24 protein-coding genes and 2 pseudogenes are annotated in these 26,026 nt (G+C 71.5%); 13 read left to right on the top strand and 13 right to left on the bottom strand.

From position 1 onward, the window contains the following. The first annotated feature begins 139 nt into the window (after positions 1–139). Both JIW86_RS05110 and JIW86_RS05115 read left to right on the top strand, forming a co-directional pair. Entirely contained in the window at positions 140–1,243 is a 1,104-nt protein-coding gene (locus JIW86_RS05110; protein WP_257552708.1) for a tetratricopeptide repeat protein, read from the top strand. Continuing rightward, positions 1,240–3,312 (top strand): M14 family metallopeptidase, encoded by a 2,073-nt coding sequence (locus JIW86_RS05115; RefSeq protein ID WP_257552709.1) that lies wholly within the window; start codon positions 1,240–1,242, stop codon positions 3,310–3,312. The genes JIW86_RS05110 and JIW86_RS05115 overlap by 4 nt, the downstream gene beginning before the upstream one ends. Here JIW86_RS05115 and JIW86_RS05120 read toward each other — a convergent pair. From JIW86_RS05120 to JIW86_RS05140, 5 genes are all read right to left on the bottom strand, one after another. Continuing rightward, positions 3,302–4,795: an extracellular solute-binding protein gene (locus tag JIW86_RS05120; RefSeq protein WP_257552710.1), complete on the bottom strand. Its 1,494-nt coding sequence runs from the start codon at positions 4,793–4,795 to the stop codon at positions 3,302–3,304. The two genes, JIW86_RS05115 and JIW86_RS05120, sit on opposite strands and share 11 nt — an antisense overlap. Then, positions 4,792–5,415: a vWA domain-containing protein gene (locus JIW86_RS05125; protein WP_257552711.1), complete on the bottom strand. Its 624-nt coding sequence runs from the start codon at positions 5,413–5,415 to the stop codon at positions 4,792–4,794. Before JIW86_RS05125 ends, JIW86_RS05120 begins: the two co-directional genes overlap by 4 nt. Further along, the gene (locus JIW86_RS05130; protein ID WP_257552712.1) at positions 5,400–7,562 is read right to left on the bottom strand and encodes a substrate-binding domain-containing protein; all 2,163 of its coding nucleotides are present in this window, start codon (positions 7,560–7,562) and stop codon (positions 5,400–5,402) included. Before JIW86_RS05130 ends, JIW86_RS05125 begins: the two co-directional genes overlap by 16 nt. 4 nt (positions 7,563–7,566) lie before the next feature. Continuing rightward, a complete protein-coding gene (locus JIW86_RS05135; protein WP_215141041.1) occupies positions 7,567–7,911 on the bottom strand; it encodes a hypothetical protein in 345 nt (114 codons plus the stop codon). 113 nt (positions 7,912–8,024) lie between these two features. Beyond that, a complete protein-coding gene (locus tag JIW86_RS05140) occupies positions 8,025–8,432 on the bottom strand; it encodes a RidA family protein (RefSeq protein WP_257552713.1) in 408 nt (135 codons plus the stop codon). Between the two features lie 111 nt (positions 8,433–8,543). On the opposite strand from JIW86_RS05140, the gene JIW86_RS05145 reads away from it, so the two are divergent. Then, the gene (locus JIW86_RS05145) at positions 8,544–8,924 is read left to right on the top strand and encodes a winged helix-turn-helix transcriptional regulator (protein WP_215141043.1); all 381 of its coding nucleotides are present in this window, start codon (positions 8,544–8,546) and stop codon (positions 8,922–8,924) included. Positions 8,925–9,151: 227 nt separating this feature from the next. Further along, positions 9,152–10,362 (top strand): annotated as a pseudogene (locus JIW86_RS05150) (FUSC family protein). 48 nt (positions 10,363–10,410) lie between these two features. On the opposite strand, the gene JIW86_RS05155 reads toward JIW86_RS05150, so the two are convergent. Continuing rightward, positions 10,411–11,085: a M15 family metallopeptidase gene (locus JIW86_RS05155; protein WP_257552714.1), complete on the bottom strand. Its 675-nt coding sequence runs from the start codon at positions 11,083–11,085 to the stop codon at positions 10,411–10,413. A gap of 51 nt (positions 11,086–11,136) precedes the next feature. Then, a complete protein-coding gene (locus JIW86_RS05160) occupies positions 11,137–11,430 on the bottom strand; it encodes an acylphosphatase (RefSeq protein WP_257552715.1) in 294 nt (97 codons plus the stop codon). A gap of 59 nt (positions 11,431–11,489) precedes the next feature. On the opposite strand from JIW86_RS05160, the gene JIW86_RS05165 reads away from it, so the two are divergent. Further along, positions 11,490–11,876, top strand: coding sequence for a VOC family protein (locus JIW86_RS05165; protein WP_215141046.1), 387 nt, complete (start codon positions 11,490–11,492; stop codon positions 11,874–11,876). Positions 11,877–11,908: 32 nt separating this feature from the next. On the opposite strand, the gene JIW86_RS05170 is transcribed toward JIW86_RS05165, so the two are convergent. From JIW86_RS05170 to JIW86_RS05180, 3 genes are all read right to left on the bottom strand, one after another. Then, positions 11,909–12,448: a hypothetical protein gene (locus tag JIW86_RS05170; protein WP_257552716.1), complete on the bottom strand. Its 540-nt coding sequence runs from the start codon at positions 12,446–12,448 to the stop codon at positions 11,909–11,911. Between the two features lie 302 nt (positions 12,449–12,750). Next, positions 12,751–13,632, bottom strand: a complete 882-nt coding sequence (locus JIW86_RS05175; RefSeq protein ID WP_257552717.1) for a hypothetical protein — start codon at positions 13,630–13,632, stop codon at positions 12,751–12,753. Between the two features lie 477 nt (positions 13,633–14,109). Continuing rightward, positions 14,110–15,609 carry a long-chain-fatty-acid--CoA ligase gene (locus JIW86_RS05180; protein ID WP_257552718.1) on the bottom strand — a complete coding sequence of 500 codons (1,500 nt, stop codon included), beginning with the start codon at positions 15,607–15,609 and terminating at the stop codon, positions 14,110–14,112. 512 nt (positions 15,610–16,121) lie between these two features. On the opposite strand from JIW86_RS05180, the gene JIW86_RS05185 reads away from it, so the two are divergent. Beyond that, entirely contained in the window at positions 16,122–16,565 is a 444-nt protein-coding gene (locus JIW86_RS05185; protein ID WP_257552719.1) for a hypothetical protein, read from the top strand. A gap of 55 nt (positions 16,566–16,620) precedes the next feature. Further along, on the top strand, positions 16,621–17,460 hold the full coding sequence (locus JIW86_RS05190) for a dienelactone hydrolase family protein (RefSeq protein ID WP_257552720.1): 840 nt from the start codon (positions 16,621–16,623) through the stop codon (positions 17,458–17,460). A gap of 72 nt (positions 17,461–17,532) precedes the next feature. Here JIW86_RS05190 and JIW86_RS05195 read toward each other — a convergent pair whose 3' ends face one another. The 3 genes from JIW86_RS05195 to JIW86_RS05205 all read right to left on the bottom strand — a co-directional run bounded on the left by JIW86_RS05195 (position 17,533) and on the right by JIW86_RS05205 (position 19,931). Then, positions 17,533–18,816, bottom strand: a complete 1,284-nt coding sequence (locus tag JIW86_RS05195; protein ID WP_257552721.1) for a ricin-type beta-trefoil lectin domain protein — start codon at positions 18,814–18,816, stop codon at positions 17,533–17,535. A gap of 187 nt (positions 18,817–19,003) precedes the next feature. Then, positions 19,004–19,477 carry a carboxymuconolactone decarboxylase family protein gene (locus JIW86_RS05200; RefSeq protein ID WP_215141051.1) on the bottom strand — a complete coding sequence of 158 codons (474 nt, stop codon included), beginning with the start codon at positions 19,475–19,477 and terminating at the stop codon, positions 19,004–19,006. A 112-nt stretch (positions 19,478–19,589) separates the two neighbouring features. Next, positions 19,590–19,931 (bottom strand): hypothetical protein, encoded by a 342-nt coding sequence (locus tag JIW86_RS05205; protein WP_257552722.1) that lies wholly within the window; start codon positions 19,929–19,931, stop codon positions 19,590–19,592. A gap of 479 nt (positions 19,932–20,410) precedes the next feature. Between JIW86_RS05205 and JIW86_RS05210 the strand changes: the two genes are divergently transcribed. The 6 genes and pseudogenes from JIW86_RS05210 to JIW86_RS05235 form a co-directional block, all read left to right on the top strand. Beyond that, positions 20,411–21,598 carry an XRE family transcriptional regulator gene (locus tag JIW86_RS05210; protein WP_257552723.1) on the top strand — a complete coding sequence of 396 codons (1,188 nt, stop codon included), beginning with the start codon at positions 20,411–20,413 and terminating at the stop codon, positions 21,596–21,598. After that, positions 21,598–22,908, top strand: a complete 1,311-nt coding sequence (locus tag JIW86_RS05215; RefSeq protein WP_257552724.1) for a hypothetical protein — start codon at positions 21,598–21,600, stop codon at positions 22,906–22,908. Before JIW86_RS05210 ends, JIW86_RS05215 begins: the two co-directional genes overlap by 1 nt. Before the next feature lie 124 nt (positions 22,909–23,032). Continuing rightward, positions 23,033–24,934 (top strand): FUSC family protein, encoded by a 1,902-nt coding sequence (locus JIW86_RS05220; protein ID WP_257552725.1) that lies wholly within the window; start codon positions 23,033–23,035, stop codon positions 24,932–24,934. After that, positions 24,931–25,173: a hypothetical protein gene (locus tag JIW86_RS05225; RefSeq protein WP_257552726.1), complete on the top strand. Its 243-nt coding sequence runs from the start codon at positions 24,931–24,933 to the stop codon at positions 25,171–25,173. Before JIW86_RS05220 ends, JIW86_RS05225 begins: the two co-directional genes overlap by 4 nt. Before the next feature lie 190 nt (positions 25,174–25,363). Beyond that, positions 25,364–25,798, top strand: a complete 435-nt coding sequence (locus JIW86_RS05230) for a hypothetical protein (protein WP_257552727.1) — start codon at positions 25,364–25,366, stop codon at positions 25,796–25,798. Beyond that, positions 25,795–25,905, top strand: a pseudogene (locus tag JIW86_RS05235) (FAD-dependent oxidoreductase); the annotation flags it as partial. The gene JIW86_RS05230 and the pseudogene JIW86_RS05235, both read left to right, overlap by 4 nt. Positions 25,906–26,026: the final 121 nt, after the last annotated feature.

Here is a 26,026-nt window from a genome sequence, read left to right on the forward strand (position 1 = left end):
GGCGCACGTGGCTTGATCCTTACGTCAGCCCATTACACGTTCGAGTTAGTTCGTGCCGGTTTGGCCCACAGGTCTGGGACGCTGCCATGCGAGCGGACCACCGCGTCACAGGGATGCACCAGAGTGGGGAGTGCACCGCATGACCGAACCGAACGACTCGAACCACACCGACCACACCGACGACATCAACCACGCCGACGAGGGCCTGCGGGACGGCCTGGAGGAGGCCCAGGCGGAGGTCGAGCGGTGCCGGCAGGCCGGGGACCGCCCCGGCCTGGCACGGGCGCTGATCATCCTCTCCTCGCATCTGCAGAGCGCCGGCCGCCACGAGGAGGCCATCGCAGCCGCACGCGAAGGCGTCGGCATCTACCGCGAACTCGGCAACGACCCCGGACTCGCCTGGGGGCTGGAAAACCTGGCCGCCCGCCACGCCAACGCCGGACAGTTCGACGAAGCCGTGCAGGTGGCCACCGAGGCCGTGACGATCCGGCGGCGCCTGGGCGACCGCGCGGCACTCGCCCACGCCCTCATCTTCCTCTCCGCCTACTTCCAGAACGCCCGCCGCCACGAAGAGGCCGTCACCGCGGCACGCGAGGGCGTCGCCATCTACCGCGAACTCGGCAACGAACTCCAACTCGCCTGGGGGCTGGAGAACCTCGCCGCCCGCCACGCCAACGCCGGACAGTTCAACGAAGCCGTACTGGCGGCGGCCGAACGCGCCGACATCTTCCGCAGGCTCGGCAAACGCCTCGACCTCGCCCACGCCCTCATCTTCCTCTCCGCCTACCTCCAGAACGCCCGCCGCCACGAAGAGGCCATCGCAGCCGCACGCGAAGGCGTGGGCATCTACCGCGAATTCGGCAGTGACAGCCAGATCGCCTGGGGGCTGGAGAACCTGCGCAACCGTTACGCGGCCGCCCCCGACCTGCGCGTCATGCGCGCGACGCTCTACGCCTCCCCCGTTGCCTCCGGCGCCGATCTGCTGAACACCCTGATCCAGGAACTGCGGCTGGACACGGTCGGCGGCGTCCGGGTCGACGAGAGCGGGGTCGCGCGGGTGGAGGCGTACGCCAACGGGCACCGGCTCGCGGTGGTGCGCTCGCGCGGGGCCACCGTGGAGATCACGGCCGATGCCACGGAGACCGGCCTGACCCGGCAGGACCAGGTCGGCCGCGGCAACCGGTTCGCCGACGGCAGCGTGCCCACCGGAACGGGAATCCTCGTCGAAGGGGACGGACGATGACGTATCTGAACGTCGCCGAGGTCGACGCCGCCGTGCGCAACCTCGCCACCACCTATCCGGACATCTGCGAGCACCTCACCCTCCCGAAGCCCTCCGTGGAGGGCCGGGTCTGCCGCGCCCTGCGGCTGGGCCCCCGCGCGGACGGAACCCTGCCGACCCTGGTGCTGACCGGAGGCGTGCACGCCCGCGAGTGGGGCAGCTGCGAGATCCTGATCAACCTCGCCGCGGACCTGCTGAGGGCCCGTACCCTCGGGTCGGGTCTGCGCTACGGGAACAGGACGTTCTCCGCCCTCGACCTGCGCACCATCATGCGGCGGATCAACATCCTCATCGTCCCGCTGGTCAACCCGGACGGACGCCACTACAGCCAGATGACCGACGCCCTCTGGCGCAGGAACCGCAACCCCGCCCGCTCCGAGGGCCGGCCGGAGTGCGTGGGTGTCGACATCAACAGGAACTACGACTTCCTGTTCGACTTCGGCACCGCCTTCTCCCCGAAGTCCTCGATCAGGTCGCACGTCTCGGCCGACCCGTGCGACCCCCTCCAGCAGTACCAGGGGCCTGCTCCGTTCTCCGAGCCGGAGACGGAGAACGTGAGGTGGGCGCTCGACCTCCACCGCCGTACCCGCTGGTTCGTGGACGTGCACAGCTACTCGGAGCTCATCCTGCACAGTTGGGGCGACGACGACAGCCAGTCGCACGACCCTGAGATGAACTTCCGCAACTCCGCCCACCACGGGATGCGCGGCATCCCCGGTGACCAGGTGTACCGCGAGTTCATCCCGGCCGGCGATCTCGACGTGTCCCTCCGGCTGGCGGGTCTCATGCGGGATGCCCTGGCCGGCGTACGGGGCAAGACCTACACGACCGAGTCGGCGTTCACCCTCTATCCCACCGCCGGGAGCGGCGACGACTACGCCTATTCCCGGAGGTTCACCGACCCGTCCAAGCCGAGGACCCATTCCTTCGTCATCGAGTGGGGCAAGGACTTCCAGCCGCCCTGGGAGGAGATGGAGCTCATCGTCGGCGATGTCACCTCGGCCCTGCTGGCGGTGTCCCTGGAGGCCGCGCGCGACGCCCCCTGGCAGCTGGCCACGCAGACCCGCAATCCGGACCAGATGGACGTCTTCGCCATCGACTCCGACGGCCGGGCCCAGAGCGCCTGGTGGCACGGGGAATGGCACGACTGGTTCCAGGTCGGCACCCGGACCTTCCCGCCGAACACCCCGGTTTCCACGCAGACCCGCAACGACGACCAGATGGACGTCTTCGCGGTGGGCGGTGACGGAGGCGTCTACAGCGCCTGGTGGCACGGTCAGTGGCACGAGTGGTTCCGCGTCGGCACACGAGGCTTCCCGCGCTGCACCCCGGTCTCCACGCTCACCCGCGATCCGGACTACATGGACCTGTTCGCGGTCGGCGAGGACGGAGGCGTCTACAACGCCTGGTGGCACGGGGAATGGCACGACTGGGCACGTATGGGTCCGATGGTCCTGCCGCCGCAGACGCCGATCGCCTCACTGGCCCGGAACTCCGACTACATGGACATCTTCGCGGTCGGCACCGACGGCGGGGTGTGGAGCAACTGGTGGCACGGGGAGTGGCACGACTGGTTCCAGATCGGGACCCGCAGTACGTTCACCCCGCTCACGCCCATCGCGGTGCAGTCGCGCAACGACGACCAGATGGACCTGTTCGCCACGGACCGGAACGGTGCGGTGATGAGCGCCTGGTGGCACGGCGAGTGGCACGACTGGTTCCGCATCGGCTCGATCGACCTGCCGCCGAACGCCCCGATCGCCACCCTGACCCGTGATCCCGACTACATGGACATCTTCGCCGTGGGCAAGGACGGCAGGGTGTGGAGCAACTGGTGGCACGGCGAATGGCACGACTGGTTCCCCATCGGCACCCGCACCTTCCCGCCGGGTGCGCCGATCGCCGTGCAGAGCCGTAACGACGACCAGATGGACCTGTTCGTCGTCGGTGGGGACGGCAAGGTCTACAGCAGCTGGTGGAACGGCGAATGGCACGAGTGGTTCCAGGTCGGCAGCCGCGTCATCGGGTAGCCGGGCGGTGACCGGGCGAGGGCTCCGCACGGGGCGGCGCCCTCGTCAGGTGTGGGGCAGGGCGGTCTTCAGCTTCGCGTGCAGGGCCTTGGCCAGTTCCCCGTCCGATGGTGGTTTGTCGGCGTAGAGGCGGCGCAGTTCGGTGGTGAAGGTCTGGGTGAAGGCGCCGTACAGGGGGTGCGCGGGCGCTGGACGGCGTTCTGCAGTGTGGGCAGCAGGGTGTCGCGCGCGTACTTCGGGCGGCCGTGTTCGTCCCGCGGCATGCGGTCGGTGCTCTCGGCGGAGGGGGTGGACGGGGTGGCCGGGCCGGGGGCTTCGCCGCGCGGCACGTCAGGCCGTTGTCGTTGTACGCGGACAGCCTGGTCGCCGCGAACCCCGCGTCGAGCAGGCAGCGTTCGCTCTCGTGGTTGGTGAGGAACCTGATCAGTTCCTGGGCCGCCGGGCCGCGCTTCGATGCCGTGGTCACGGCCAGGTTCTGGCCTCCCAGGACCGCTCTGCCGGGCAGCGGGGCCACCCCCAGCTGCTGGTCGGTCAGGGACTGGTGCAGGGTGCGGTAGGCGTACGGCCAGTGGCGCAGGAAGGCGGTTCGGCCGTCGGCGAAGTCGCCGAGGGATTCGGCCTCGTCGGAGCGGCCGGCATCACCCAGGGTGTACGGGGCCTGGGTGCGGTCGCGCAGCTCCTTCAGCCCCGCTTCCAGGTCCTGCACGGAGCCGGTGTACCGGCCGGCGTCGTCGGTGAGGCGGAGTCCGTCGACGGCGGAGGCGAGTGCCTCGATGCCGTTGACCGTGAGGCCCTCGTACGGTGCGAGCTGGGTGGTCCACCCCTTCTCGTAGCCGTCCACCGCGCTGCGGCCGGTGTCCCCCACGGTGCCGATGAGCTTCTGGACCGTGGACCACTCGGTGCCGTTGCCGAGTTCGGTGTCCGTGACGCCCGCCTTCTTCAGGTAGTCGCGGCGGTAGAAGAGCAGCCCGACATCGCTGTTGAAGGGGACGGCGTACAGCTTCCCGTCCCAGCCGGCCGTGGCGGCGACGGAGGGGATGACGTCGGCGTCCACCAGCTCGTCGGGGAGCGGCCGGACCAGGCCCGCGTCCGCGAACTCGGGCACCCAGGTCACGTCGAGGTTGACCACGTCGTACTCCGCGCTGCCGGACTGGAGCGCGCCCAGCAGCTGGCTGCGCTGCTGGTCCGCCGAGCCCGGCAGTTCGACCAGGCGGGCCCGGGAGCTGGAGCCCTTGTCCTCCTGCTGCCGGTTCCACTGCTCGATCAGCTTCTGCCGGATGCCGCCCTTGCCTGTGACGTCACGTCCGCTGGCCACCACGATGTCGCCCTCCACGGCACCGGCACCGGCGTCGGCCGGCTGGCCGGTGGCCTCGGACCCGCTGTCGCCGCTCCCGCTGCACGCTCCCAGTGTGAGGACCGCGACGAGGACCGCGGCGAGGGCCGCGATGAGGGCTCGTGGGCGCCGTCTGTTGCCGGGCCTCATCCTTCGCCTCCTGTTCCCGCTCGGGCGACCTCGTTGCGCAGGCCGGCCACCAGATCGGTCCTGGTGTCCAGGCAGCGCCCGCCGCTCGCCTCGGAGATGACGGCGTCCGGCTTGCCCTTGTCGCATCCGCCGCTGTCCAGGGATGCCATGACCACCGGAACCTTCCTGTCCCGCGCGAACGCGTGCAAGGCGTCCAGCCGTCCGCCCTCGGTCAGCCGGTTGTTGTCCTCGTCGTCGGTGATGTAGACGATCAACTGCGGACGGTCGTCGTCGGCGCCGCGCCGGCTCATGTCGTCCAGGGCCGCGACCAGAGCCCGGTACGGATCCGCCTCCACGTCTTTGACCTGGGCCCGTTGGTCGATGGCACGCTCGGCTTCCTCGCGCCGGTACCGGCCGAAGGGCAGCAGCTCCTGGTGCGCGAGCGGGGCGCCGGGCGCGGCCGCGACGGCCCAGACGCCGTACTCGTCCTGCTCCCCCAGGCCGCCGAGCGACTGCTTGAGGATGCCGGGCGCACCGCCGGGCCCCTCCCACAGGTCGCCCATCGAGCCGGAACTGTCGAGCAGGAACAGCACCCGTCCGGGCCCGTTGGCCTCCCGGTACTCCTTCAGCGCCGCGGCCATCGCGGCCTGGCGGGCGGGGCCGGCGAGGGTACCAAGGCTGCCGAGGGCGCCGAACTCGCTGAAGGTGAGGTCGGGGGCGAGGGGCCGGTGTTCCCCGGCGGCGCTGCGGAAGCCGTCCTTGCCGAACTCGACGAGCCCGCCCCGGATCTCCTCCCCGCCTTCCCCTTGCCGCCCGCCGCCGTGCCCTGACCCTTACCGGTCAGCCAGGTGCGGAACCGCTCGACCGCGTCCTGCCGCGCGGCCTTGTCACGGCCGGCCTCCTGCCAGCGCACCTGTACGAACGTCGGGTCCAGGCCCGGCGCGTCGTCGGGGTAGGCGGCCATCCGCCGGTCCCGCGTCGTGCTGTCGCAGTCCACGCCGGACTTCATCAGGAACTCCGGCACCAGGGCGGCGGTGCGGTCGTCCACGGAGTCGTCGTCGGGCAGGACGCACAGCAGGTTCCCGGCGGTCGGCGAGGGCGGTCCGGGCTGCGCGACGCGGCCCTCGGCGGTGGCCGCGTTCACCCCTCCGGCACCTCCGGCACCGTACAAGCCGATGGTTGCGACCAGGCCCGAGTCCGTGTGCTCCGGGTCCGGCCGCCGTACTTCCGCCTTCGGGTTGCGCGTGCGCAGTGCGTCGATCAGCGTCGCGAGCCCGCCGGTCCGGTCGGCGACCCCCTCGGCCGCGTGCTGCTGAGGCACGGCGAGTACGAGGGGCGAGTAGGCGAACGGGGCCGGGTCGACGATCAGTTCCGCGTAGCTGCGCTGCTCCTGGGGCGGGCGGGCCCGGGCGGCGCTCGCCGAGGTCGCGGGAATCCAGATGTCCGGCTGGGGGCCGATGTCCCGCTGCGGGTTGACCGCCTCGGCCGTGGGCCGCTGCCAGGGGTCGGACTGGTCGTGGAACGCGGCGACGACATCCGCGGCGCCGGCGCTGTACACGGTGATGCCACTGCGCCGACAGCCGTCACCGGTCCGGTTCGCGTCCGACACCAGGTACACCTCCGTCGCCTTGCGTACGGTGGCCTCGATGTCGGGGTCGGTGAGCAGCCGGAGTTCGAGCGGAGGTTTGCAGGGGAGCCCGTCGCCGAGGAGGTCCCCGGCGAGGAGGAACCCTGCGGGGACGAGACCCGCGAGCACGGTGAGCACCCCGGCGGTGACCGCGACCGCGCGGGTCCTGCCGGTCAGGCGCCGACGGCCGGTCCGGCGCGGGCGGCGCCCTCCGGGAAACGGCCACAGCGACCGGCGGTTCCGCGAGGGCATGTCTGTCACCGCTGTCACGGCGGTCACGGCGGTCACGGGTGTCCCGGGGTCCTCGCCCTGGAGCTCGTGGCCGCCGGTCCCGGGATCCGCCGCGCTCGCGCCGTCGGCGGGGCCCGCCGCGAGCAGCACGTCCGTTCCCGAGGCGGCGGGGCGGCTCTGCGGCTCCCACGGCTCGGGGGGCTCGCGCAGCGTCTCGTGATGCACGGACATGTACGCCTGTAACCGCTCCGCCAGCTCCCTGAAGCCCACGGGAGCCACGGGAGCCACGGGAGCCACGGGAGCCACGGCAGTGCCGTGCCCGTCGGCCCGCAGGATGCGTATCAGCTCCCCGGTGAACGGTGTCGGGGTGGCGTCGTCCCCTGCGTCGATCCGGTTGTTGGCCTGCACGCTCATCAAGAGCGAGATGCGATGGCGCTGGGAGGTGTCGAGCGCGTCCCAGGCCGCCGAAGCGTTGCCCGCGTAGCAGCAGTCGAGCACGACCACCACGTGCTCCGCCCTGGTGCGGGTCAGCACGGTCAGGACGCTCTTCCAGGGAACGGCACCCCGGAACACCGACTCCGTACCCGCCACGATCGTTGCCGCGCGCATCAGCAGCCATAGTTCGTCACCGGTGCTGGGGACGGCGCCGTGCCCGGAGAAGTAGAGCAGGAGCAGGCCCTCGGCCTCGTCGACGGCGTCGTCCAGGCGACGGTCGAACGCGTCCACGTTGCGCGGCCGGAAGACCCCGATCTCGTCCTCGCCGAACACCCCGCCCGCGCGCAGCGCAGCCTCGAGTCCGACGAGGTTGTGCTCGACCGCCGCAAGGTCGCCGGGCACGCCGAAGGGATGGCCGGGCTGCGTGAACTCGTACGCGGGCACGCCGACGAGCAGCGCCCGGTTCACCCTCCCGCGCGGGTCGAATCGCGCCACCGGGCTACCTCGCGTCGCCGTCCGGTACGACCTCGACCTCCGGGGGTTCGCCCCGCTCCACGGAGCGGCGGTTCTCCCGCCACGCCCGTACCCCGCTCTTCGCCTGCTCGTACACCTCGTCGAAGATCTTGGGACCCGCGATGCCGACCAGGACCAGCAGGATCTCCAGCCCGGCCCCCATCGGACTTTCGGCGTGCTCTTCGGCCCCGGCACGTTCCCTGATCTCCAGGTCGCCGCTGCTCCTGAGCGCCTCCAGCTTGTGCTCGCGTTCGAGCCACGCCTTCAGGGCTCCGACATCGCTCGCGCTCGCACCCTGTCCCAGGCGTATGCGGACAGCCCTGTTCGCCAAACCCTCCCCCTCGTTCATAACTCAGCATCATGGCATGTGACTTGGGGGCGTGGGGAGACATCGGTCCGGCCCAGGTCCACGCCCGCGCGCGCCTGGGCCCCGACGACTCCCGTTCAGTCGATGACGGCGACGGCTTCGATCTCGACCATGTGGTCGGGTACGTCCAGTGCCGCGATGCCCAGCAGCGAGGCAGGCGGTGTCGCGGTGACCCCCAGCTTGGCGGCGGCCCGGCCGAGCCCCTCCATGAGCAGGGGCATCTGGTCGGGGGTCCAGTCGACGACGTAGACGGTCAGTTTCGCGACGTCGTCGAAGGCAGCGCCGGCCTCGGCCAGGGCGGTTCCGACGTTGACGTAGCACTGCTCGACCTGAGCGGCGAGGTCGCCTTCGCCGACCGTGACACCGTCGGCGTCCCAGGACACCTGCCCGGCGATGAAGACCAGCTTCGACCCGGTCGCGATCGACACGTGCCGGTAGGCGTCGACTTCCGGCAATCCGGTGGGGTTCACGAGGGTGATGGCCATGCTGCGTGCCTCCGTTGCCATGAGATAGCCGCTCTCTTGCGGTTACTCAGGAACCGTAGGAGAGTGGCCGCTGACATGGAAGAACGCACTTTTCGGTGACTGGGGAACCTGATGGGAACCAAACAGCTCAGCGGCTCGCCCGAGGACGCGGACCTGAGGCGTGCGGACTCTCTGGCGCGGGAGATCTTCTCGGACGTCGCCAACAAATGGGCGCTCCTGATCATCGAGGCTCTCGGGGAGCGCACCCTGCGCTTCAGCGAGCTGCGGAACGAGATCGAGGGCATCAGCCACAAGATGCTCACCCAGAACCTGCGCATGCTGGAGCGCAACGGCCTGGTCGAGCGGAAGGTCCACCCGGTCGTACCGCCGCGGGTCGAATACACCCTCACCGAGCCGGGCCAGGCCCTGCGGGCGACGATCGACGGACTGTGCGACTGGACCCACCTGTACCTCGGTCACATCGAGGCCTCCCGCCACCGCTTCGACGCCTGACACGCGGCGTCCCTCACCCGCGTCACGGAGCCGCAGACCCGGCGACGGACAAGACACCCCCGGGGTCAGCTCACCGGCTGCGGCGCCCCCGTGAGCCGCGGGTCGGAGAAGAACTCGCCGGGTGTGGTGAGGCCCGCGTGCGCTCACACGTGTGCTTCACCGCCGCCGGGGTGTCGAATACCGCCCGCACCGCGTCACCCGGCTCCGCCAGGGGAATGCGCGCAGGTATGCCGGAAATGATCAGCGGCCTCGCCGCCCGTATCGCTCACCGCCGCCGCGAGCCGGTCGCCGTCCAAGCCCTGCGGTCCACCGCGGCGGCCGTCATCAGTTACGTCGTCGCGCTCCGCCTCAGCAGTGAGCCGAGCCCGCTGACCGCACCGCTGACCGCCCTGCTCGTCGTCCAGGTCACCCTCTACTCCACGCTGACCACCGCCATCCGGAGGGTGAACTCCGTCGTCGTCGGCGTCCTGATCGCGATCGGCTTCAGCGTGCTGGTGGGCCTGACCTGGTGGAGCCTCGGGCTGCTCATCCTGGCTTCCCTGGTGGTGGGCCACCTGGTCCGGGTCGACGAGTTCGTCCCCGAGGTCGCGATCAGCGCGATGCTCGTCCTCGGTGTCACCCAGGTCGCGGACACCGCCTGGGACCGGGTGCTGGAGACGCTGATCGGCGCAGCGGTCGGGATGCTGGTCAACCTGCTCGTCGCGCCGCCCCTCTGGGTCGGCCCGGCAGGTGCCGCGATCACCGACCTCGCCGCGCGCATGAGCCGGCTGCTGAACCACCTCGGCGAGGAATCCCTCGGGACCGTCAAGGTGGAGCAGGCCGCGGCCCGGCTGCACGAGGCACGCCGGCTCGACAACGACGTCGCGCAGGTCGACGCGGCCCTCCGGCAGGCCGAGGACAGCCTCCGCCTCAATCCGCGGGTCAAGGAGGGCCTACTCTTCCGGCTGGTGCTCCGGACGGGCCTGGACACCCTGGAGATCTGTGCGGTGGTGCTCCGCGTGGCCTGCCGGACGCTGACCGACCTGGCCAAGGCCCGCCCCGACCGTCCGCTCCTCACGACCGAGACGACGATCGCGCTGCGGCAGGTCCTCAGGCACACGGCCGTCGCCGTGGAGAGCTTCGCCCAGCTGATCACCGCGCAGGTCAGCGCCAACGCGGAAGAGGCCGAGGCCCGCCTGACGGGGAGCTGGCCGTGGCCCGGGCGAACCGCGACCGGCTCGCCGACCTGCTGCTCGCCGACATCGGCGAGGACCCGGCGCAGTGGCAGTTGCACGGCGCACTGCTCGCGGAGATCGACCGGGTCCTCGACGAACTGGGCGTGGACAAACGCTCCCAGCGCCTGCTGGAGGAGCTCGACCACCACACCCGCAGCCGGCGCAGCGGCGGCCTGCGTGGGCGCCTGCGCCGACGCCGCGACCGGGGTGTGCCGTCGGAGTGAGACGGGGTCAGGGGGTCCGGCGTTGTGGTGCTCCCGGCGCAAACCCGTTCAGCCGCCGGTCGCCGAGAAGTGCTGGTAGTCGGGGTTGGACCAGCCGCCGCCCCAGTGCCACCCGACCTCGTCGAAGGCCCGGGTGATGACGTCTCCGGGGCGGACCATGCCCCGGATGGGGCGGTCACGACGCAGATGCGGGCGGCCGTCGGCCGGACGGGGGATGCCGCGCCGGTCCACGTACGGGTTCTCCACCGGGTTGACGTCCACGGCGTCCCCGTGGGCGTGCCGTGAGAGGCGGCCGGGATCGCCGGTGACCTGCCGGCAGTTGAAGGCGGACGTGTTGTCGTCTGCCATCGACCGGACGTCGTCACCGCCGTAGGCCGCGGTCGACCGCATGCGCCGGATGGGGAACCCCGCGTCGAACGCCTTGCCGAACACGCGCAGGAGGGGGTTGACCGCCCGCTCGTGGACGACCAGTTCACCGCGGTGGACCATGCCGTCGAAGCCCCAGTGGTTCATCCGGATCAGCCGCAGCCGGTCGGGGCCGACCGGGCAGCCCGGCCGGTACGTGACGCCCAGCGCCGCGGCCGATACCCGCACCACCTCGGCGGCCAGCTCGGGGTGGTTCTGGACACGGGCCTTGGGCGGGATCGAGGGGGCGGCCGTGCAGGCGAGGGTGGCGGTGCACAGCACGAGAACCGCCGCGGCGGCAGTGGAGGCAAGGCGCACCACATCACGGTATGGCCCGCCGCGCCGCGCCGCACCACGCGCGGACCGGGCTCAGCCCGCGTCCCGGGGACCGGGTCGTACCTCGAAGCCGCGCAGCTCCTCCGGCGCGGCCGTCTCCTCGTGGACCTCGACGGCGCGCACCTCGGCCGCCGGCGGCCCCGTACGCGCCCACCGCACCATCGCCGCGACGGCGCCCTCGCCCCCTTCGAACAGCGCCTCGACATCGCCGTCGGGCAGATTCCGCACCCAGCCCGAAACCCCCTGTGCGAGCGCCTCACGGCGGCAGGTGTCCCGGAAGAACACGCCTTGCACGGTCCCCGACACGATCACGCGCTTGCGTACCATGCTCCGACGATAAGGCCGTGTCGGCTCCGGCGGGACGCCGCGTACGCCAAGGTGGTGTCATGGTGCACGTATTGGGCAGCAGGATGCTGCTGAGTCCCACTGACCCCGAGCGCTCACGCGTCTTCTACGGCGACACCCTGGGGCTCGCCGTCTACCGCGAGTTCGGCACCGGCCCCGAGCGCGGGACGGTCTACTTCCTCGGCGGCGGGTTCCTCGAGGTGTCGGGCCGCGCCGAGGCGCCGCCCGCACCCGGGCTCCGGCTGTGGCTCCAGGTCGCGGACGTGCAGGCGGCGTACGAGGATCTGCGCAGCAGGGGCGCCGAGGTGCTGCGGCCTCCCCGGCGCGAGCCCTGGGGCCTGATCGAGATGTGGATCGCCGACCCCGACGGCGTGCACATCGCGATCGTGGAGGTCCCGGCGGACCACCCCCTGCGCTCTCGCCCCTGAACGGACCCGTTCTGGGAAGGCCGAGGCGCGTTTCAGGGCGCTTCGGCTTCATCCGATCCGGAAGGCAGCGCGGGAGGTGCCGAGCCGGGAGCGCCGTTGGGGCCCGGCGCGGGCCCGATGGCCGGAGGGCCCGAAGAGTCCGGGCCCTGGACGGGAAGAGGGTCGATGCCCTTCTCCGCCCGCAGATACTCGGCGTCCGCCCTCCGGCGGGCAGCCTCCGCCCTGGCCACCGCCGCCTGGCCCTCGTACTCGGCCCTGGCCAGCGCCGCCTGGCCTTCGTACTCGGCCTTGGCCTGAGCCGCCCGGCCTTCGTATTCGGCTCGGATCTCTTGCGCGCGGCCCTCGTGCTCCGCCTGCGCTCCCTGCCCCGACGCATGTCGCTGCGCACCGTCCGCGCGCAGGACTCGGGATACCGCCAGGCTGACGGCCGTCAGGAAGGCCGAGATCGCACCCCCGGCAACGAGAATGTCGGGCGCGTCCTGCGGACCCAGGCGACCGCTGATCTCGTAGATGCCGAGGACGTTGCGCATCCCGTACCACGACAAGAGCGCTGAAAAGACGAGGAGTTGCACGACGGTCCAACTCAGAGCAGGCGGCCGCTGACCCGTGGTCCGCTCTGCAGTAACCCGATCCCGCAGGCCGGACCCCACGGATTCACGGAAGAGCCACGCCGCCCCGAGGACGGCAAGCATCACGGTGATCGCAGCCGGGTACACCCACCTCGGATAGCTCACCCCCGCGCCGCCTCGAAAAGGATCAGGGCGAAGCCGGCGAGTGCAAAGATCATCGCCGGTATCTTGAAGACCTGACGTGACGTCGACCGTTCGGGCGCAGACATGCGTCGAGTATGGCGTCACCTGCCCCGTGACCGGGGTCAGGATCCGCAGAACGACATGGAGCGCACGTATCCGCCGAAGTTCTCGTCGTCGGTGCCCAGGAGGGCCTCGGCGGACCCGGGCAGGCACTCCACGGCCTCGGCCTTGTACTGCGGGAACGTCCCGAGCACGGTCGCAGGCGCCGCGAGGGTGACCCGTACCCGGCCCGCGTCGCTCATTGCGGAGTCGAACGGGCCGTCGTCACCCGCGTCCGCCGCCGAACTCACGATGATCCGGCCGGAGCCGGTCACCGAGATGTCGGAGATGTGCCGCGTGCCGCCGTCGGTCGGGTACACCGCCCGGAAGGCCCGGCGCGCCACGGCGCCGAACAGCGGCTGCCCCCACGAGGCGAAGGTCAGGGGCGCCGCGTACAAGGTCGCGGGACGATCCGCGCCGGCTCCGCGGTCCGCCCACAGGGCGGCGAGTTTCCCGTTCTGGGCGACGAGCACGAGGCTCTCGAAGTCGTCGCCCTCGCCGATCGCCGGCAGTGGCGCGTACTCGACGACCGTCGCCGTGGAGCCGGTGACCTTCAGGCGGTAGACGATGCCGCGCCCGACGAGCGCCAGGTACTCCCCCGGCATCCCGGGAATGGCTTCGATGGCCTCCAGGTCGACGGGTTCCGCCCCGTCCCAGGTGAGCGGCGAGAGGCCGTCGGAGCCCTCCCGGTGGGTGATCCGGGACAGGCGCGGCCGCCCGGACCGCTTGTTGTCGTGCACGGCCAGCACGTGCACTCCCGTTCCGTCTTCGGTACGGCCCTCGTACGCCAGGCCGCTGACACCGCTGCGGGCGTCGCCGCCGACCTTCTGCCAGTCCCCGTCCGCGCCTGCCGGGGCGGCGGCGAGCATCGTCAGCAGCGCGGTCGCCGCGGTGAACCAGGCCATGCGCTGCAACATCGGGAGTTTCACTGGGCGCTCGCCTTCTCCGCCCGACAGGCGCGAGGGCACGCGCCGGGCGTCAGGTTATTGATCATGGTGAGCGCGGGCCCAGCGGCCGTTACGCCATTCGCCGGAGCGCGAAGTCGGACTCGGCGGGCACGCGCCGCACAGCCGCGCGCCCCCGGAGTGGCCTATCCCCGTTCCCAGAAAGTGCAGTTGCGGCGGGTGTCCGGGGCGTCCGGGCTGAGGCTCGGGCACGGGACCGGGTCCTCCGCCGGTGCGGCAGGGCGCTCCCATCGCTGCGGCTGCGCCGGAGCGCTTCCCGGGTCCTCCAGGTACAGGGTGGCCGCACCGCCCGCCAGGACGAGCACCGCCCAACCAGCCACCGACCACCGCCGGATCGACCTCGACACCGTCCGCCCCCTGCCATGCTCGCCGCCCCCGGGACTCCCCCGGCGCCCGGCCCCATTCTTCCGCAGCCCGTCAGTCCTCGATCGTGATCTCGCGCTTGAGGATCTTGCCCGTGGGGCCCTTCGGCAGGCCCTGCACCAGCTGGACGACCCTGGGGTACTTGTACGGGGCCACCCGTGCCTTCACGAACGCGCGGAGTTCGTCCGCGGTGACCTCGGCGCCCGGCTTCAGCGTGACGACGGCGGCGACCTCCTCCCCGTGCACCTCGTGAGGCACCCCCACGACGGCGGCCTCGGCGACGGCCGGGTGCTCGTAGAAGACCTCCTCGATCTCGCGCGGGTAGACGTTGTATCCGCCGCGGATGACGAGGTCCTTCTTGCGGTCGACGATGAAGTAGAAGCCGTCCTCGTCGCGCCGCGCCAGGTCGCCGGTGCGGAACCAGCCGTCGGCGAACGCGGCCTCGTCGGCCTCCGGGCGGTTCCAGTAGCCGGGCATCACGTTCGGGCCCTGCACGGCGATCTCGCCGACCTCGCCCTCGGCGGCGTCCTTGCCCTCGTCGTCGATCAGGCGTACGCGCACGCCGTCGATCGGGGTGCCGATCGAGCCGGGCTTGCGGGGGCCGTCGAGGGAGCCGAACGTGACCACCGGGGCCGTCTCGGACAGGCCGTACCCCTCGACGACCGGGCATCCGAACGCCGACTCGAAGCGGTGCAGCACTTCCACGGGCATCGCCGAGCCGCCCGTCACGCTCAGCCGCAGGCCGCCGTCGCCGGTCAGGCCGGTGGAGCCGGCCGCTTCGGCGGCGGCGAGCAGGCCCAGGAACATGGTGGGCACGCCCTCCATCACCGTGACCTGGTCACGGGAGAGGATCTCGAGCGCCTTCGCCGCGTCGAAGCGCGGCAGCAGGGTGACGCGGGCGCCGGTGAGGACCGCCGCGTTCAGACCACAGGTCTGGCCGAAGACGTGGAAGAAGGGCAGGCCTCCGAAGACCGTGTCCGCCGCCGACATGTCCAGCACGCGTGCCACGGCGGCCGTGTTGCTGCCCAGGTTGCCGTGGGTGAGCCGGGCGCCCTTGGGCCGCCCGGTGGTGCCGGAGGTGTAGAGCAGCACGGCGAGGTCGTCGGTGTCCCGGTCGACGACCTCGGTACGCGGCTCGGTGGCGGCCAGGGCCGCACCGAACTCTTCGGCGGTCACGTCGACGCAGTCGATGCCCAGTTCCGCCGCCGCGCCACCGGCCTCGGCCAGCGCCGGCCCCCAGGCCAGGATCAGCCGGGCGCCGCAGTCGCCCGCGCTGTAGCGGATCTCGGCGGACTTCAGCAGCGGGTTCATCGGGACGGCGACCGCGCCGGCCCGCAGGACGCCGTAGTAGACGACCGCGAAGTGCGGGATGTTCGGCAGCAGGATCGCCACCCGGTCGCCGGGCCCGACGCCCAGCGCGGCCAGCCGGCCGGCGACGCGGGCGCTGCGCTCGTCCAGCGACCGGTAGTCGAGCGCCAGGCCGTCCAACTGGATCGCGGTGCGGTCGGGGTTGGCCGCCGCGGTGCGGACCAGGTTGAGGGCGAGGTTGGTCATCGTTGACCTCTTTCTGACGGTTCGGTCTTCAGGTGGGCGCCGGTCGCCACCGTGCCGGTCCACTGCCAGCGGGCCGACACGGTGAAGTGGTACATGTCCGGCGGGAACTCGGCCACTTCGGCCCGCCCTGCTCAGCGGCCAGGTTATCGGTCAGGTGTCGGATGCCGATCGCGACGAGGGCCAGGGGCTTGCGTGCCGGTGGCCTGTGTGACCATGGCTCGTCGATACATCCGCGCTTCATGGGGGGACCATGCGCACCCGCACCACCACCGCCACGACCGGCCTCGTTGCCGCGCTCGCAGCGCTGCTCGTCCTGGCCGGCTGCACCGCACCGGGCGGGCGCCCGGGCGGGGCGGTGACGTCCGGAGCCTCCGCGCCCGCGCCGAGCGGGGGTCCGGGTACGAGGGGCCCCGGCCGCAGGATCAGAACCTGCTGGCGTGGACCGGCGACCCCAATGACGCGGGGCACGTCACCGCCCAGACGGCCGCGGGGGTCGGGGGCGGGTCACCCTGGTGCGGATCGTCCTGCGCGAGGAGATCACCTGGTCGAACATCTGGCTGGGCCTGGCGGGCATCGACCCGAACGCCCAGCTCGCCAACTGCCAACTCGGCGTGTACGACGCCCGCGGCACCCTGCTCGCGGCCACCGCGGACATCTCGCCCCAGCTGATGACCGAAGCGATCGCCAAGCCGCTGCCCCTCGCCAAGCCGTTCACCGCCGCGCCCGGAACCTACTTCATCGCTCTCCTGCTCAACGGCAACTGGGCCACCAATGCCCTCACCCTGAAGTCGACCGGGGCCGGCATCTCCGTCAACGCCGGTCTGGCGCCGCCACTGCTCCGGTACAGCACCATCCTGACCGGTCAGACCTCGCTGCCGGCCACCGTCAACCTCGCCGAGCAGTCCACCAGCACCATCAACACCGGCTGGGCCAGCCAGTGGTACGTAATCTCCTGAGGCCACCGGTGTAACTTGCGGGTGGACCAGGTGAGTTGAGGGAGGATACAAGCCCGTGGCAGACCACGAACTGACCGGCTTCACACAGAGCACGTTCACCCACGACGGCGCCTCCCGCCAGGTGCTGCGCCGGGGGACGGGCCCTGCGGTGATCATCATGGCGGAGATCCCGGGCATCACCCCCAAGGTCATCGAGTTCGCCGAGCACGTGGCGGCGTCCGGCTGTACGGCCGTACTGCCGGTGCTCTTCGGCACACCGGGCCGTGACGCGAACCCCGCCGCCCGCGGCTGGCCGAGCACCGGACGCTACATGGCCTCGTCGCTCTGGCGGGTCTGCGTGAGCCGGGAGTTCACCCTGCTGGCCACGGGGCGGAGTTCGCGGGTCGTGCAGTGGCTGCGCGCGCTGGCCGCCGAGGAACACGAGCGCTGCGGCGGCCCCGGAGTCGGCGCCGTCGGCATGTGCCTGACCGGCGGATTCGCCCTGGCCATGGCGACGGACAAACGTCTCCTCGCCCCGGTGCTGTCCCAGCCTTCGCTACCGCTGCCCTGCACCGCGAGCCGTGCCGGCGCCGTGGACATCAGCCCCGGGGACCTCGCGGTCGTCCGCGCGCGCTGCGAGCGCGAGGGACTCCAGGTCCTGGGGCTGCGGTTCCGGGGCGACCGGCTGGTCCCCGGGGAACGGTTCGCGCACCTGCGGCGCGAGCTCGGCGACGCGTTCGTCGCGATCGAGCTGGATGACAGCACGGCGAACCCCGAGGGCGTTTTCGCACCGCATTCCGTGCTGACCGAGCATCTCGTCGACGAGCCCGGGCATCCCACACGGCAGGCGCTGGACACGGTCCTCGACCTGTTCCGCACACGGCTGCTCGGCGAACAGCCCGGCGCCACCGCCTGACACGTCCGGTTCCCCGTGCGCCGCACCGTCTGGCACGGCGCACGGCGCACGGGGACGGGGTGGGGGCCGGGGCTACTTCGGGGTGACCCAGACCTGCCGCTTGTTCGTGTTCGCCGTGTAGAGCTGGACCACGGTGCCGTTGGCGGTCGCGCCGCCGGTCACGTCGAGGACCTTGCCCGACGCCACGTGGACGATCTGACCCTTGGCGTTGACGGACCAGCGCTGCGCGGCGGAGCCGTTGCAGTCGTAGAGGCTGATCTTGTTGCCGTTGGTGCTCGCGCTGCGCGCGTTGTCCAGGCACTTGCCGAACGCGCGGAACGTGCCGTCCTTGCCCACGATCCACGACTGCGCCGCGGAGCCGTTGCACGTGTAGAGCTGGATCTGCGTGCCGTTGACCGCCTTTCCGCCCTTGACGTCAAGGCACTTGGCGCCGATTCCGGTCACCTTGCCCTGCGGGGACAGCACGGCGCCGGCGCCGGCCGCGAGGAGGCGCAGGCCCTGCACGTCGAACTGCTGGACGTACGTGCCCGCCCGCTTGTCCTGGTAGGCGTACGTGGGTGAGCACATGACCGGGAACTGGCCGGAGTCGGTTCCCTTGACGCAGTCGCTCTTGTTCAGGCTGCGGTTGGCGTGCGCCAGGCCCAGGGTGTGTCCGAGCTCGTGGCTGACGTGGTTGCGCATGTACGTCTCGCCCATGGCGGCGGTCGGCTTGCCGGCCGTGGTGAAGAACTCGTCGTCGATGTAGGCGTGTCCGCTGGTGACGGTCGCGGCCACGGAGGAACTGGTGAAGCCGCAGCTGAGGTTCGCACTGCCCGAACCGTCGTGGACCACCTTCCAGCCCGTGTTGCCCATGCTGCCGCCATCGGCGGGCGGGACGCACGGGCGGTGCAGGACTCCGATGACCACTTCACCCTTGGGCCTGGCGTAGTTCCAGCCGACCGGCTTCGTGTCGACGGTGACCGGCAGGTTCGTGATGCGCCGCAGGTCCGCGGCGGATGCCTGCACGTACGGGGCCAGCCAGTCCGCGGACTTCTGGTCGTAGAACTTGATCGTGTAGCCGGTCTGCAGCCACTTGGTGGCACCGCTCAGCTTCCACCCGTCGCCCTGGGGCGCCTCGGGAGCGGCGGGTGCGGCGACCGCGGCCGACCTCGTCGCGGGTGGGGACGCCTGTGCGCCGAGCGACATGACGCCGTCCTTGAAGACCGTGCTGTCGCTGCTGTAGGTGGCGGAGTCCTCCGCGTGGGAGTCGGGTGCCTCCTCGGCCGACGGTGCCGGCTGCGAACTCGCGGCCTCCGGCGGGTTGTCGCCTGTGTCCTCGGTGCCGAAAGCGCTCGAGGGGAGTTGCAGACCTCCCACGATCGCCGCCACCGCTGCCGCGGCAACGATGGATTTCCGGTGCTTGCCTGTCAATCGCAAGTGTTCGTTGCCCTCTCATCAAGAATCGTTTTCCGCCGGCCCTGTGGCGACAGGGACGGCGGAAATCGAACTGATGATAGAACAGCGCACCAAAGAGCCAGGCAGGCACCGGAGTTGGCAGCTTCGACTACCCGAACTGGCCGGGCTGGTAGTCGCCGGCGGGCTGCTGGACGATGACGTTCACCCGGTTGAAGGCGTTGATGAGGGCGATCAGCGACACCAGTGCGGTGAGCTGCTCCTCGTCGTAGTGCTTGGCCGCCTTCTCCCAGACCTCGTCCGGGACCCCACCGGCCGCGTCCGCTATGCGGGTGCCCTGCTCGGTCAGCTCGAGCGCGGCGCGCTCGGCCTCGGTGAAGACCGTGGCCTCCCGCCACACCGCGACCAGGTGAAGACGCGCCGACGTCTCACCGGCGACGACGGCCTCCTTGACATGCATGTCCGTGCAGAACCCGCAGCCGTTGATCTGACTCGCGCGGATCTTCACCAGCTCCTGCGTCGCGGCGGGCAGCGGCGAAGCCGCGACCACTTGGCCCGCCGCGATGATGTGCTTCAGGAACTTGCCGGCCGTCTGGCTGCCGAGGACGTTCAAACGAGCACCCATGGTGGCTGCCTCCTCTGTCGTTGTCGGTGGTGACACACCTCTGACAGGACAGCCCGCCACTATGTGACAGCAGCAGATGTGACCTGCGTCTCCCCCGGACACGGAGCTGCGACTAGCACTCGGGCACGCGCTCGGGGGAGACCTCTCCGCCGTCGCTCATGATCGATGTGCTGTCGTCGATGTATCCCGACCCGCCGTCGTAGGAGACCTTGTAGCTCCCGCCGTAGCCCATTCCCTGGGCATCCACCTTGCCGGGCTCGTGGCACTCGACCGTCACCGGTGTCAGGATGGTGAGGCGCGCGATCGGCTCCTGTCCCTTCGGGTCCGCGTTCTCCCAGACCGGCACGCGGTCGTAGTTGCCGATCTTGCCTTCGATGCCGCCGCATCCCGTCAGACCCACTGTCGCGAGTGCGACAGCGGCCAGCGCCAGCGGCGTACGTCCCTTGTTCTTCATGAAGTTTTCCTTCCGGTTGTCCCTGCGGAGCACCAGGACCAGGAAGCCCCGGGCGTGGTGTGGTTCAGCGCTGGCAGGACGCCGCGAGGATCAGCAGAACGACCAGGATTCCCAGCATCGGCAGACATCCGAGGCCGCCGCTCGGATCGCTCTTGTTGACCTCCACGCTGCCGCCCGGGGAACTCCGGGGTGCTGCTTGGCGTAGTGCTGGATCTGCTGTTCCTCGCTCTGTGACTCGCTGAGCCACGCCGTCTTGTAACTGCACTCGCCGCACCAGTGGCGGTACGCCATGTCGACTCCTCATGCGGATCGGGTTCGCGGCGTGCGTCGCCGCGGCCACCGCCCGGGGTGATGACCGGGCACCACCGATGCTGCGGTTCCTGCTGCTCAGACGAACAGGCCAGGACACCGGCCACATATGACCGGTCGTCACGGTAGGCTCGCCGTCGGCCGTACCCGCAGGCAGAGAGGGCGCCGAAGTGGCGGATCAGCTCGGCACGCTGTTACGCACGCTCCGCAAGCAGGCGGGGCTGACACAGGAACAGGTGGCGGAGCGGTCGAAGTTGGGCGTGCGCACCATCCGCAGGCTGGAGACCGGCACGTCCACCGATCACCGGCTGGGGACGGTGAACCAGATCGCCGACGCTCTGGGGGCAGGGCCGGAGGAGCGCCTGCGGCTGGCGGCCGCACTCGCGAAAACCTCGCCCGAGCCGGTTTCCGAACCCGAACCCGAGCCCGAACCCGTCTCCGCATCGGCTTCCGGGGCTGCCTCCCCATCCCGGCGGATTCCGGGCGCCCTCGCCCGCGCGGCGGAGGAGTTGGCGAACGAGATCACTCGTCGCTGGCAGATCGAAGAGGAACAGCGCCGGGTCCACGATCCGTTTCCCTTGCCGGTGCGATGGCAGGATGCACCCGAAGTACTGACGGATCGTCCGGAGAACGTTCGGCGGCTTCCACCGGGGGCCACAGCGGGCCCCATCGACCTGAACGGTGATCTGCACAGCGTGGCCGACGTCTACCGGCGGATCCCGTCCGGCCGGCTGGTGGTCCTCGGGCGGGCCGGCTCGGGCAAGTCGATCCTGACCATCCGGTTCGTCCTGGACCTCCTGGCCACCCCGGCTCCGGCCGCTGCCGAGGCGGGGCACCCGATTCCGGTGATCTTCAGCCTCGGATCCTGGGACCCGACGACGACCGCCTTGCACGACTGGCTGATCGGCCTGCTGCTCCGCGACCACCCCCATCTCGTCGAGCGGGTCCCCGGCGGCTCGACGCTGGCCGCCGCGCTGGTCGACGCGAACCTGGTGCTGCCGGTGCTGGACGGTTTCGACGAGATCGCGGAAGGCCTGCGGCCCGACGCGCTCGAGGCGCTCAACAGCACCTCGATACCGCTCGTACTGACCAGCCGCCGGGAGGAGTTCGACAAGGTGGTCCGCAAGGCCGGCACCCCGCTGGTCTGGGCCGCCGGTGTCGAACTCGTCGACCTCACCCCCGGAGACCTCACGGACTACCTGCCCCGTACCTCCAGGCCCGTCAACTCCCGGGGAAGCAGCCGGAGAAGCGGCCGGGAGGAGCGGTACGCCAATGTGTGGGATGTCGTCCTGGAGGCGCTGCGCACCCAGGACACTCCGGCGGGCAGGAACCTCGCGAGGGTCCTCAGTACCCCCTGATGGTCATCCTGGCCCGGACGATCTACAGCGAAGCCTCGGACATCGATCCGGCGGACCTGCTGGACACCACCCGCTTCCCCACCGAACACTCCCTCGAAGAGCACCTGCTGGCCAGCTTCGTGCCGACGGTCTACCGGCGCCGCGCCCCCGTGCGGTCCACCGGCGGCCACCCCCGCCGGCAGCCCGACCGCGATCCCGAACAGGTCCACCGCTGGCTCGGCTACCTCGCCCACCACCTGGCCCGGCTCAACGACCTCGATCGGCAGGATCTCGCCTGGTGGCGGATCGGCGACTCGCTGCGTCCCTCGACGCGCGTCATCGCCGTCGCGCTGACCTGCACGCTGTCCATCACCGTGGCCGAGTGGTGCGTCGGCCTGTTCGTCCACTACCTCGGGGGCGGCATCGCCGCGGCATTCGGCAAGGTCCTCGTCGACGGAGCCCTGATGGGGCCCATCGCGGGCCTGGCCTTCGGGTGTGTGTACGGACTCATGCAGAGGTTCGGCACAACGGCCTTCAAACCGGCCCGTGTGCAGCTGCGACTGCGACTGCGACTGCCCGGAACCGACATCCGCACCCACGTCGGCCGCGGGCCGATGCGCACCTTCACCTCCCGGTTCGTGGCCGGGCTGCTGGGCGGATTCGTGATGGGCGCCGGATGCGCGTGCGCCACCACTCTGGAACGCGTGCTGTACAACCAGATCCCGCTGACCAGCGGCACGCTGATCGAGGGCACGCTCATCAACGTGCTGGGCTACGGGCTGATCTTCGGCTCTGCTGCCGGACTGGCCTACGGGCTCCTGGCCGTGCTCGAGGCGCCCCTGGACATCGCCTCCGCGGCCACCCCGGCCGGCCTGCTGTCCGCCAACCGTGCGACGGTGAGCCGGCAGGTCCTCGTGCTCGTGCCGGCTGTCACCCTCGCGATCGCGCTCGGCGGCCTCCTCTTCGTCGCCCTGATGCAGAACATCGTCGGACCCCTGAGCTGGAAGCTGCTGGACGGGTTCTTCATCGGAGCGGTGGGCGGACTGGGCGGCGCGTTCTCCTACGCGCTGGCGTTCACCGCGTGGGGCCAGTGGGTGATCCTCACCCGCGTCTGGCTGCCCTTGACCGGCAAGCTGCCCTGGGACACGGTCGCCTTCCTCGACGACGCCTACCGACGGGGAGTACTGCGCCGGACCGGTGCGGTCTACCAGTTCCGCCACAGCCGGCTCCAGCACCATCTCGGCGACTCCTTCCGCCGATTGCACACCGACCACGAGCCCGCCACCTTCCGTTCCAGAGCACGGACGGGAGCACGGACCGGTTCCTCGTGAGCGCCCGGGTGGAGCGGCGAGGTACAGCACGCGTACGCGCCGGAGGTGAGCACCGTGTGGGCGCCATCGGTGGCCGGGCGGGCCGCCGCGTGCCGGGCGGCCGGTGCCGGGGGATGCTGGTTGCATGGCTGGCGTTCCCAGGGTGCGGCTGCCCGCCGCCTACCGGGCGGCGGCGCGTCGGTCGGTCCGGGTCACTCTGGCCGGCAGTGCCGGCTTCTACCTGTTCCTGTACGGCTTCGGGTCGGCCGTCGCGGCGACCTACGCGGTGTTCGCCGCCGTGGCCATGGCGGGCCTGTCGCGCATCCCCGGTACCGGCCGACAGCGCGCCGCGATGCTGCTGCGGCTGGTGCCCGCCTGCTGGGTACTGATCACGATCGGCACCTATCTGGCCGTACGGACCTGGAGCGCGGCCCTCGGGATGCTGGTGGTCGGCTTCGCGCTGGCCTTCACCGCCGTGGGCGGGCCGCGCCCGGCGGGAGCCGCACCGGGGCTGCAGCTGATGTACATCCTGCCGTCCTTCCCGCCGTACGATCCCGGTTCGCTCGGCGAGCGGCTGGCGGGCGCGACGACGGGCCTCGCGCTCCTCGTCGTCGCGGAGGCACTCCTGCTGCCCGATCCGCCGACCGTGCCTTACCGGGAGCTGGCCGCGCGCGCCGCCGACAGCGCGCAGCGGTGCGCCGACGAGCTGACCAGGGCGTCCTGCACGCTGTCCGACGGGACCTCGCGGGAGGCGCGGGAGGTGAGTACAGGGCTGCGGTCCTCGCTGGTTCCGGAGGCCGAACGGCCGGCCGGGGCGAGCGTACGGGACCGGGCACTGACCCACACCGGCCTGTCCCTCCGCACCCTGCTGAGCAGGCTGCCACTGCTGCCGCCGGTCCCCGCGGGCCCCGATCCGAGCCGGGCCGGGCTGGACGCGCTGCGCGCGGTACGGGACGCGGCGGAGGAGACGGCAGTCCTGCTGCGCGGCCGGGCCCCCGCCGGGGACGCGCACGCGGAGCTGCTGCGGGCCCGCTCGGCCCTGGCGGCAGGCCCGGCCGCCGGCGCCTCCCCGGCGGTGCTGCGCCGGCACGTGGCGGTGCTGGAGGCGGCCGACGCCGCGCTGGCGATGTCGACGGCCGCATGGATCGCGGTACGGGGCCGGGCGGGCGCGGCGCGGGCGGCGCCGGGGCGGTTCTGGTACGCGAGCACACCCGCACCACAGCTGTGGTGGCGGCGGCTGGAGGGGCACGCCGGCGGGCGGTCGGTGTTCTTCCAGAACGCGGTGCGGATCAGTCTGGCGCTGGCGGCGGCCCGGGTGATCGCGGGGGCGGACTCGCTGCCGCACGGGTTCTGGGTGCTGCTGGCGACCCTGACCCTGACCCGGACGACCGTACGGGAGACCCGGTCGACCGTGCGGGTGGCGCTGACCGGGACCCTGATCGGCGCCCTGATCGTGGCCGGGCTGCTGGCGCTGGTGGGGACCGACACCACGGTGTACGCGGCGGCGCTGCCGCCGCTGATGCTGGTCGCCTTCACGCTGGGTCCGGTCAAAGGGGTGGGCTGGGCCCAGGCGATGTTCACGCTGGTGGTCGCCCTGGTGTTCGCTCAGCTGGCGCCCGCGACCTGGCAGCTGGCCGAGGTCCGGTTGCTGGACGTGCTGACCGGCAGTGCGATCGGCGCCGTGTTCGGGCTGCTCGCCTGGCCCCGCGGCGCGCAGGACGAGCTGCGGCGCTCGGTGGCGGTGATGCTGCGCAGCGCGGCGGAGGCCGTGGTGGCCACGACCGCCCAGCTCGCGGCGGGCGGGGTGCGCAAGCCCGTGCTCGCCGCGCCGGGACACCGCTCGCTGCAGCACGCCGTGATCCTGGCGGAGTCGGCATACGCGCAGTTCCAGTCCGAGCCGAAGGAACCGGCCGTGACCTCCGCCGGGCAGGACTGGCAGGCGACGCTGATGGCCGGCCACCACACGCTGTGGGGGCGGTCCGGCTGCTGGCACCGCCCGAGCGGGTCGACGTACCGCCCCTGGGACGGGAGCCTGCGGCAACGGTGACCCGGCTCGGGGACCGGGTGGCCGGACGGATGCTACTGGTGTCGGCGCGCCTGGACCCGAGCGGCGACACCCCGGAGGGGCCGGTGCCACTGCGGGATCCGGAATCCGACGGATTCGCGGCGGAGCCGCCGGGCGCGACGACCCTGTACTACGGGGCCGCGGCCTGGCTGGACTCGCTCATGACGGACCTGGAGCGCATCACCGGGCAGTCCGGGGACGGGCGGGCAGGGCCGGGCTGACGGGTCGGGGACCCCGCCGGGAGGCTCTCGCTGCCGTTCATCGGATGAAACGTGGTTCCAGTCGATGGCCGGAGAGTTCAGGCCGCCTGACGGTGGGAGCGCTTGGGGCGGTTCTCGTCGGGGCAGGGCTGATCGCCGTGAGGTGGTCAGTGGTCGTCGTGGCCGGCAGCGCGTCCGCGAAGGGATGTCAGTGAACGCAGGCGAGAACCCGAGGCGGGATGCGGGGCGTGAGGGCTGCGAGGTCGAGGGGTTCCTCAGGCTCTCCAGCCAGTTGACCGGGTTCGGCTCCGACGAGTTGTGCGAGGGCGGTCTGGCTCCCGCCTTCCTGGCCGTCGTACTGGACCAGCTCGGTGCCGACACCTACCGGCGGCTGGCCGCAGCTCCCGACGCGCGCGAGGAGGAACTCGAGGCGGCGGCGGAGGCTCTGATCCGCCTCTGGTACACGGGCAGCTGGACGGAGCCGACCGGCACCGGCGGGCCGTTCGTCGTATCGCCCGAGGCCTACGCCGGCGCCCTGGTGTGGCGGGCCATCGGCGGCCGCGCACCGGGTACTTCCGCGCCGGGCTTCGGAAGCTGGGCCGAGCCGGCGGGCGTTCGCGCCCAAGGAGCGGGGTGGCGTCGATGACCGGGCCGGGCCGGTACGACGTGATCGTCGTCGGTGGTGGCATCGCCGGCTCCCTCGTCGCCCGCCAGCTGGGCGAACGCGGCCGCCGTGTTCTCGTACTGGAGGCAGGTGCCCGCGCGGACGACCCGGAGCAGGGGCATCGCGAGGCCATGGAACGGTTCCTGACGGCGTCGGCGAAGGTGCCCGGGTCGCCCTACCCCATGCCGGACGCGACCCCGTGGCCCGAGG

Source organism: Streptomyces sp. NBC_00162 (assembly GCF_024611995.1).
Classification (GTDB): Bacteria; Actinomycetota; Actinomycetes; order Streptomycetales; family Streptomycetaceae; genus Streptomyces.

Bases quoted from the DNA above. Each gene is read 5' to 3' on its own strand.
- JIW86_RS05160 (WP_257552715.1), bottom strand. From the start codon at position 11,430: ATGGTACGCAAGCGCGTGATCGTGTCGGGGACCGTGCAAGGCGTGTTC.
- JIW86_RS05215 (WP_257552724.1), top strand. From the start codon at position 21,598: ATGGTCATCCTGGCCCGGACGATCTACAGCGAAGCCTCGGACATCGAT.
- JIW86_RS05120 (WP_257552710.1), bottom strand. From the start codon at position 4,795: ATGAGGCCCGGCAACAGACGGCGCCCACGAGCCCTCATCGCGGCCCTC.
- JIW86_RS05110 (WP_257552708.1), top strand. From the start codon at position 140: ATGACCGAACCGAACGACTCGAACCACACCGACCACACCGACGACATC.
- JIW86_RS05125 (WP_257552711.1), bottom strand. From the start codon at position 5,415: ATGGCCGCGGCGCTGAAGGAGTACCGGGAGGCCAACGGGCCCGGACGG.
- JIW86_RS05115 (WP_257552709.1), top strand. From the start codon at position 1,240: ATGACGTATCTGAACGTCGCCGAGGTCGACGCCGCCGTGCGCAACCTC.
- JIW86_RS05175 (WP_257552717.1), bottom strand. From the start codon at position 13,632: ATGGCCTGGTTCACCGCGGCGACCGCGCTGCTGACGATGCTCGCCGCC.
- JIW86_RS05145 (WP_215141043.1), top strand. From the start codon at position 8,544: ATGGGAACCAAACAGCTCAGCGGCTCGCCCGAGGACGCGGACCTGAGG.
- JIW86_RS05180 (WP_257552718.1), bottom strand. From the start codon at position 15,609: ATGACCAACCTCGCCCTCAACCTGGTCCGCACCGCGGCGGCCAACCCC.
- JIW86_RS05165 (WP_215141046.1), top strand. From the start codon at position 11,490: ATGGTGCACGTATTGGGCAGCAGGATGCTGCTGAGTCCCACTGACCCC.
- JIW86_RS05220 (WP_257552725.1), top strand. From the start codon at position 23,033: ATGGCTGGCGTTCCCAGGGTGCGGCTGCCCGCCGCCTACCGGGCGGCG.
- JIW86_RS05200 (WP_215141051.1), bottom strand. From the start codon at position 19,477: ATGGGTGCTCGTTTGAACGTCCTCGGCAGCCAGACGGCCGGCAAGTTC.
- JIW86_RS05205 (WP_257552722.1), bottom strand. From the start codon at position 19,931: ATGAAGAACAAGGGACGTACGCCGCTGGCGCTGGCCGCTGTCGCACTC.
- JIW86_RS05140 (WP_257552713.1), bottom strand. From the start codon at position 8,432: ATGGCCATCACCCTCGTGAACCCCACCGGATTGCCGGAAGTCGACGCC.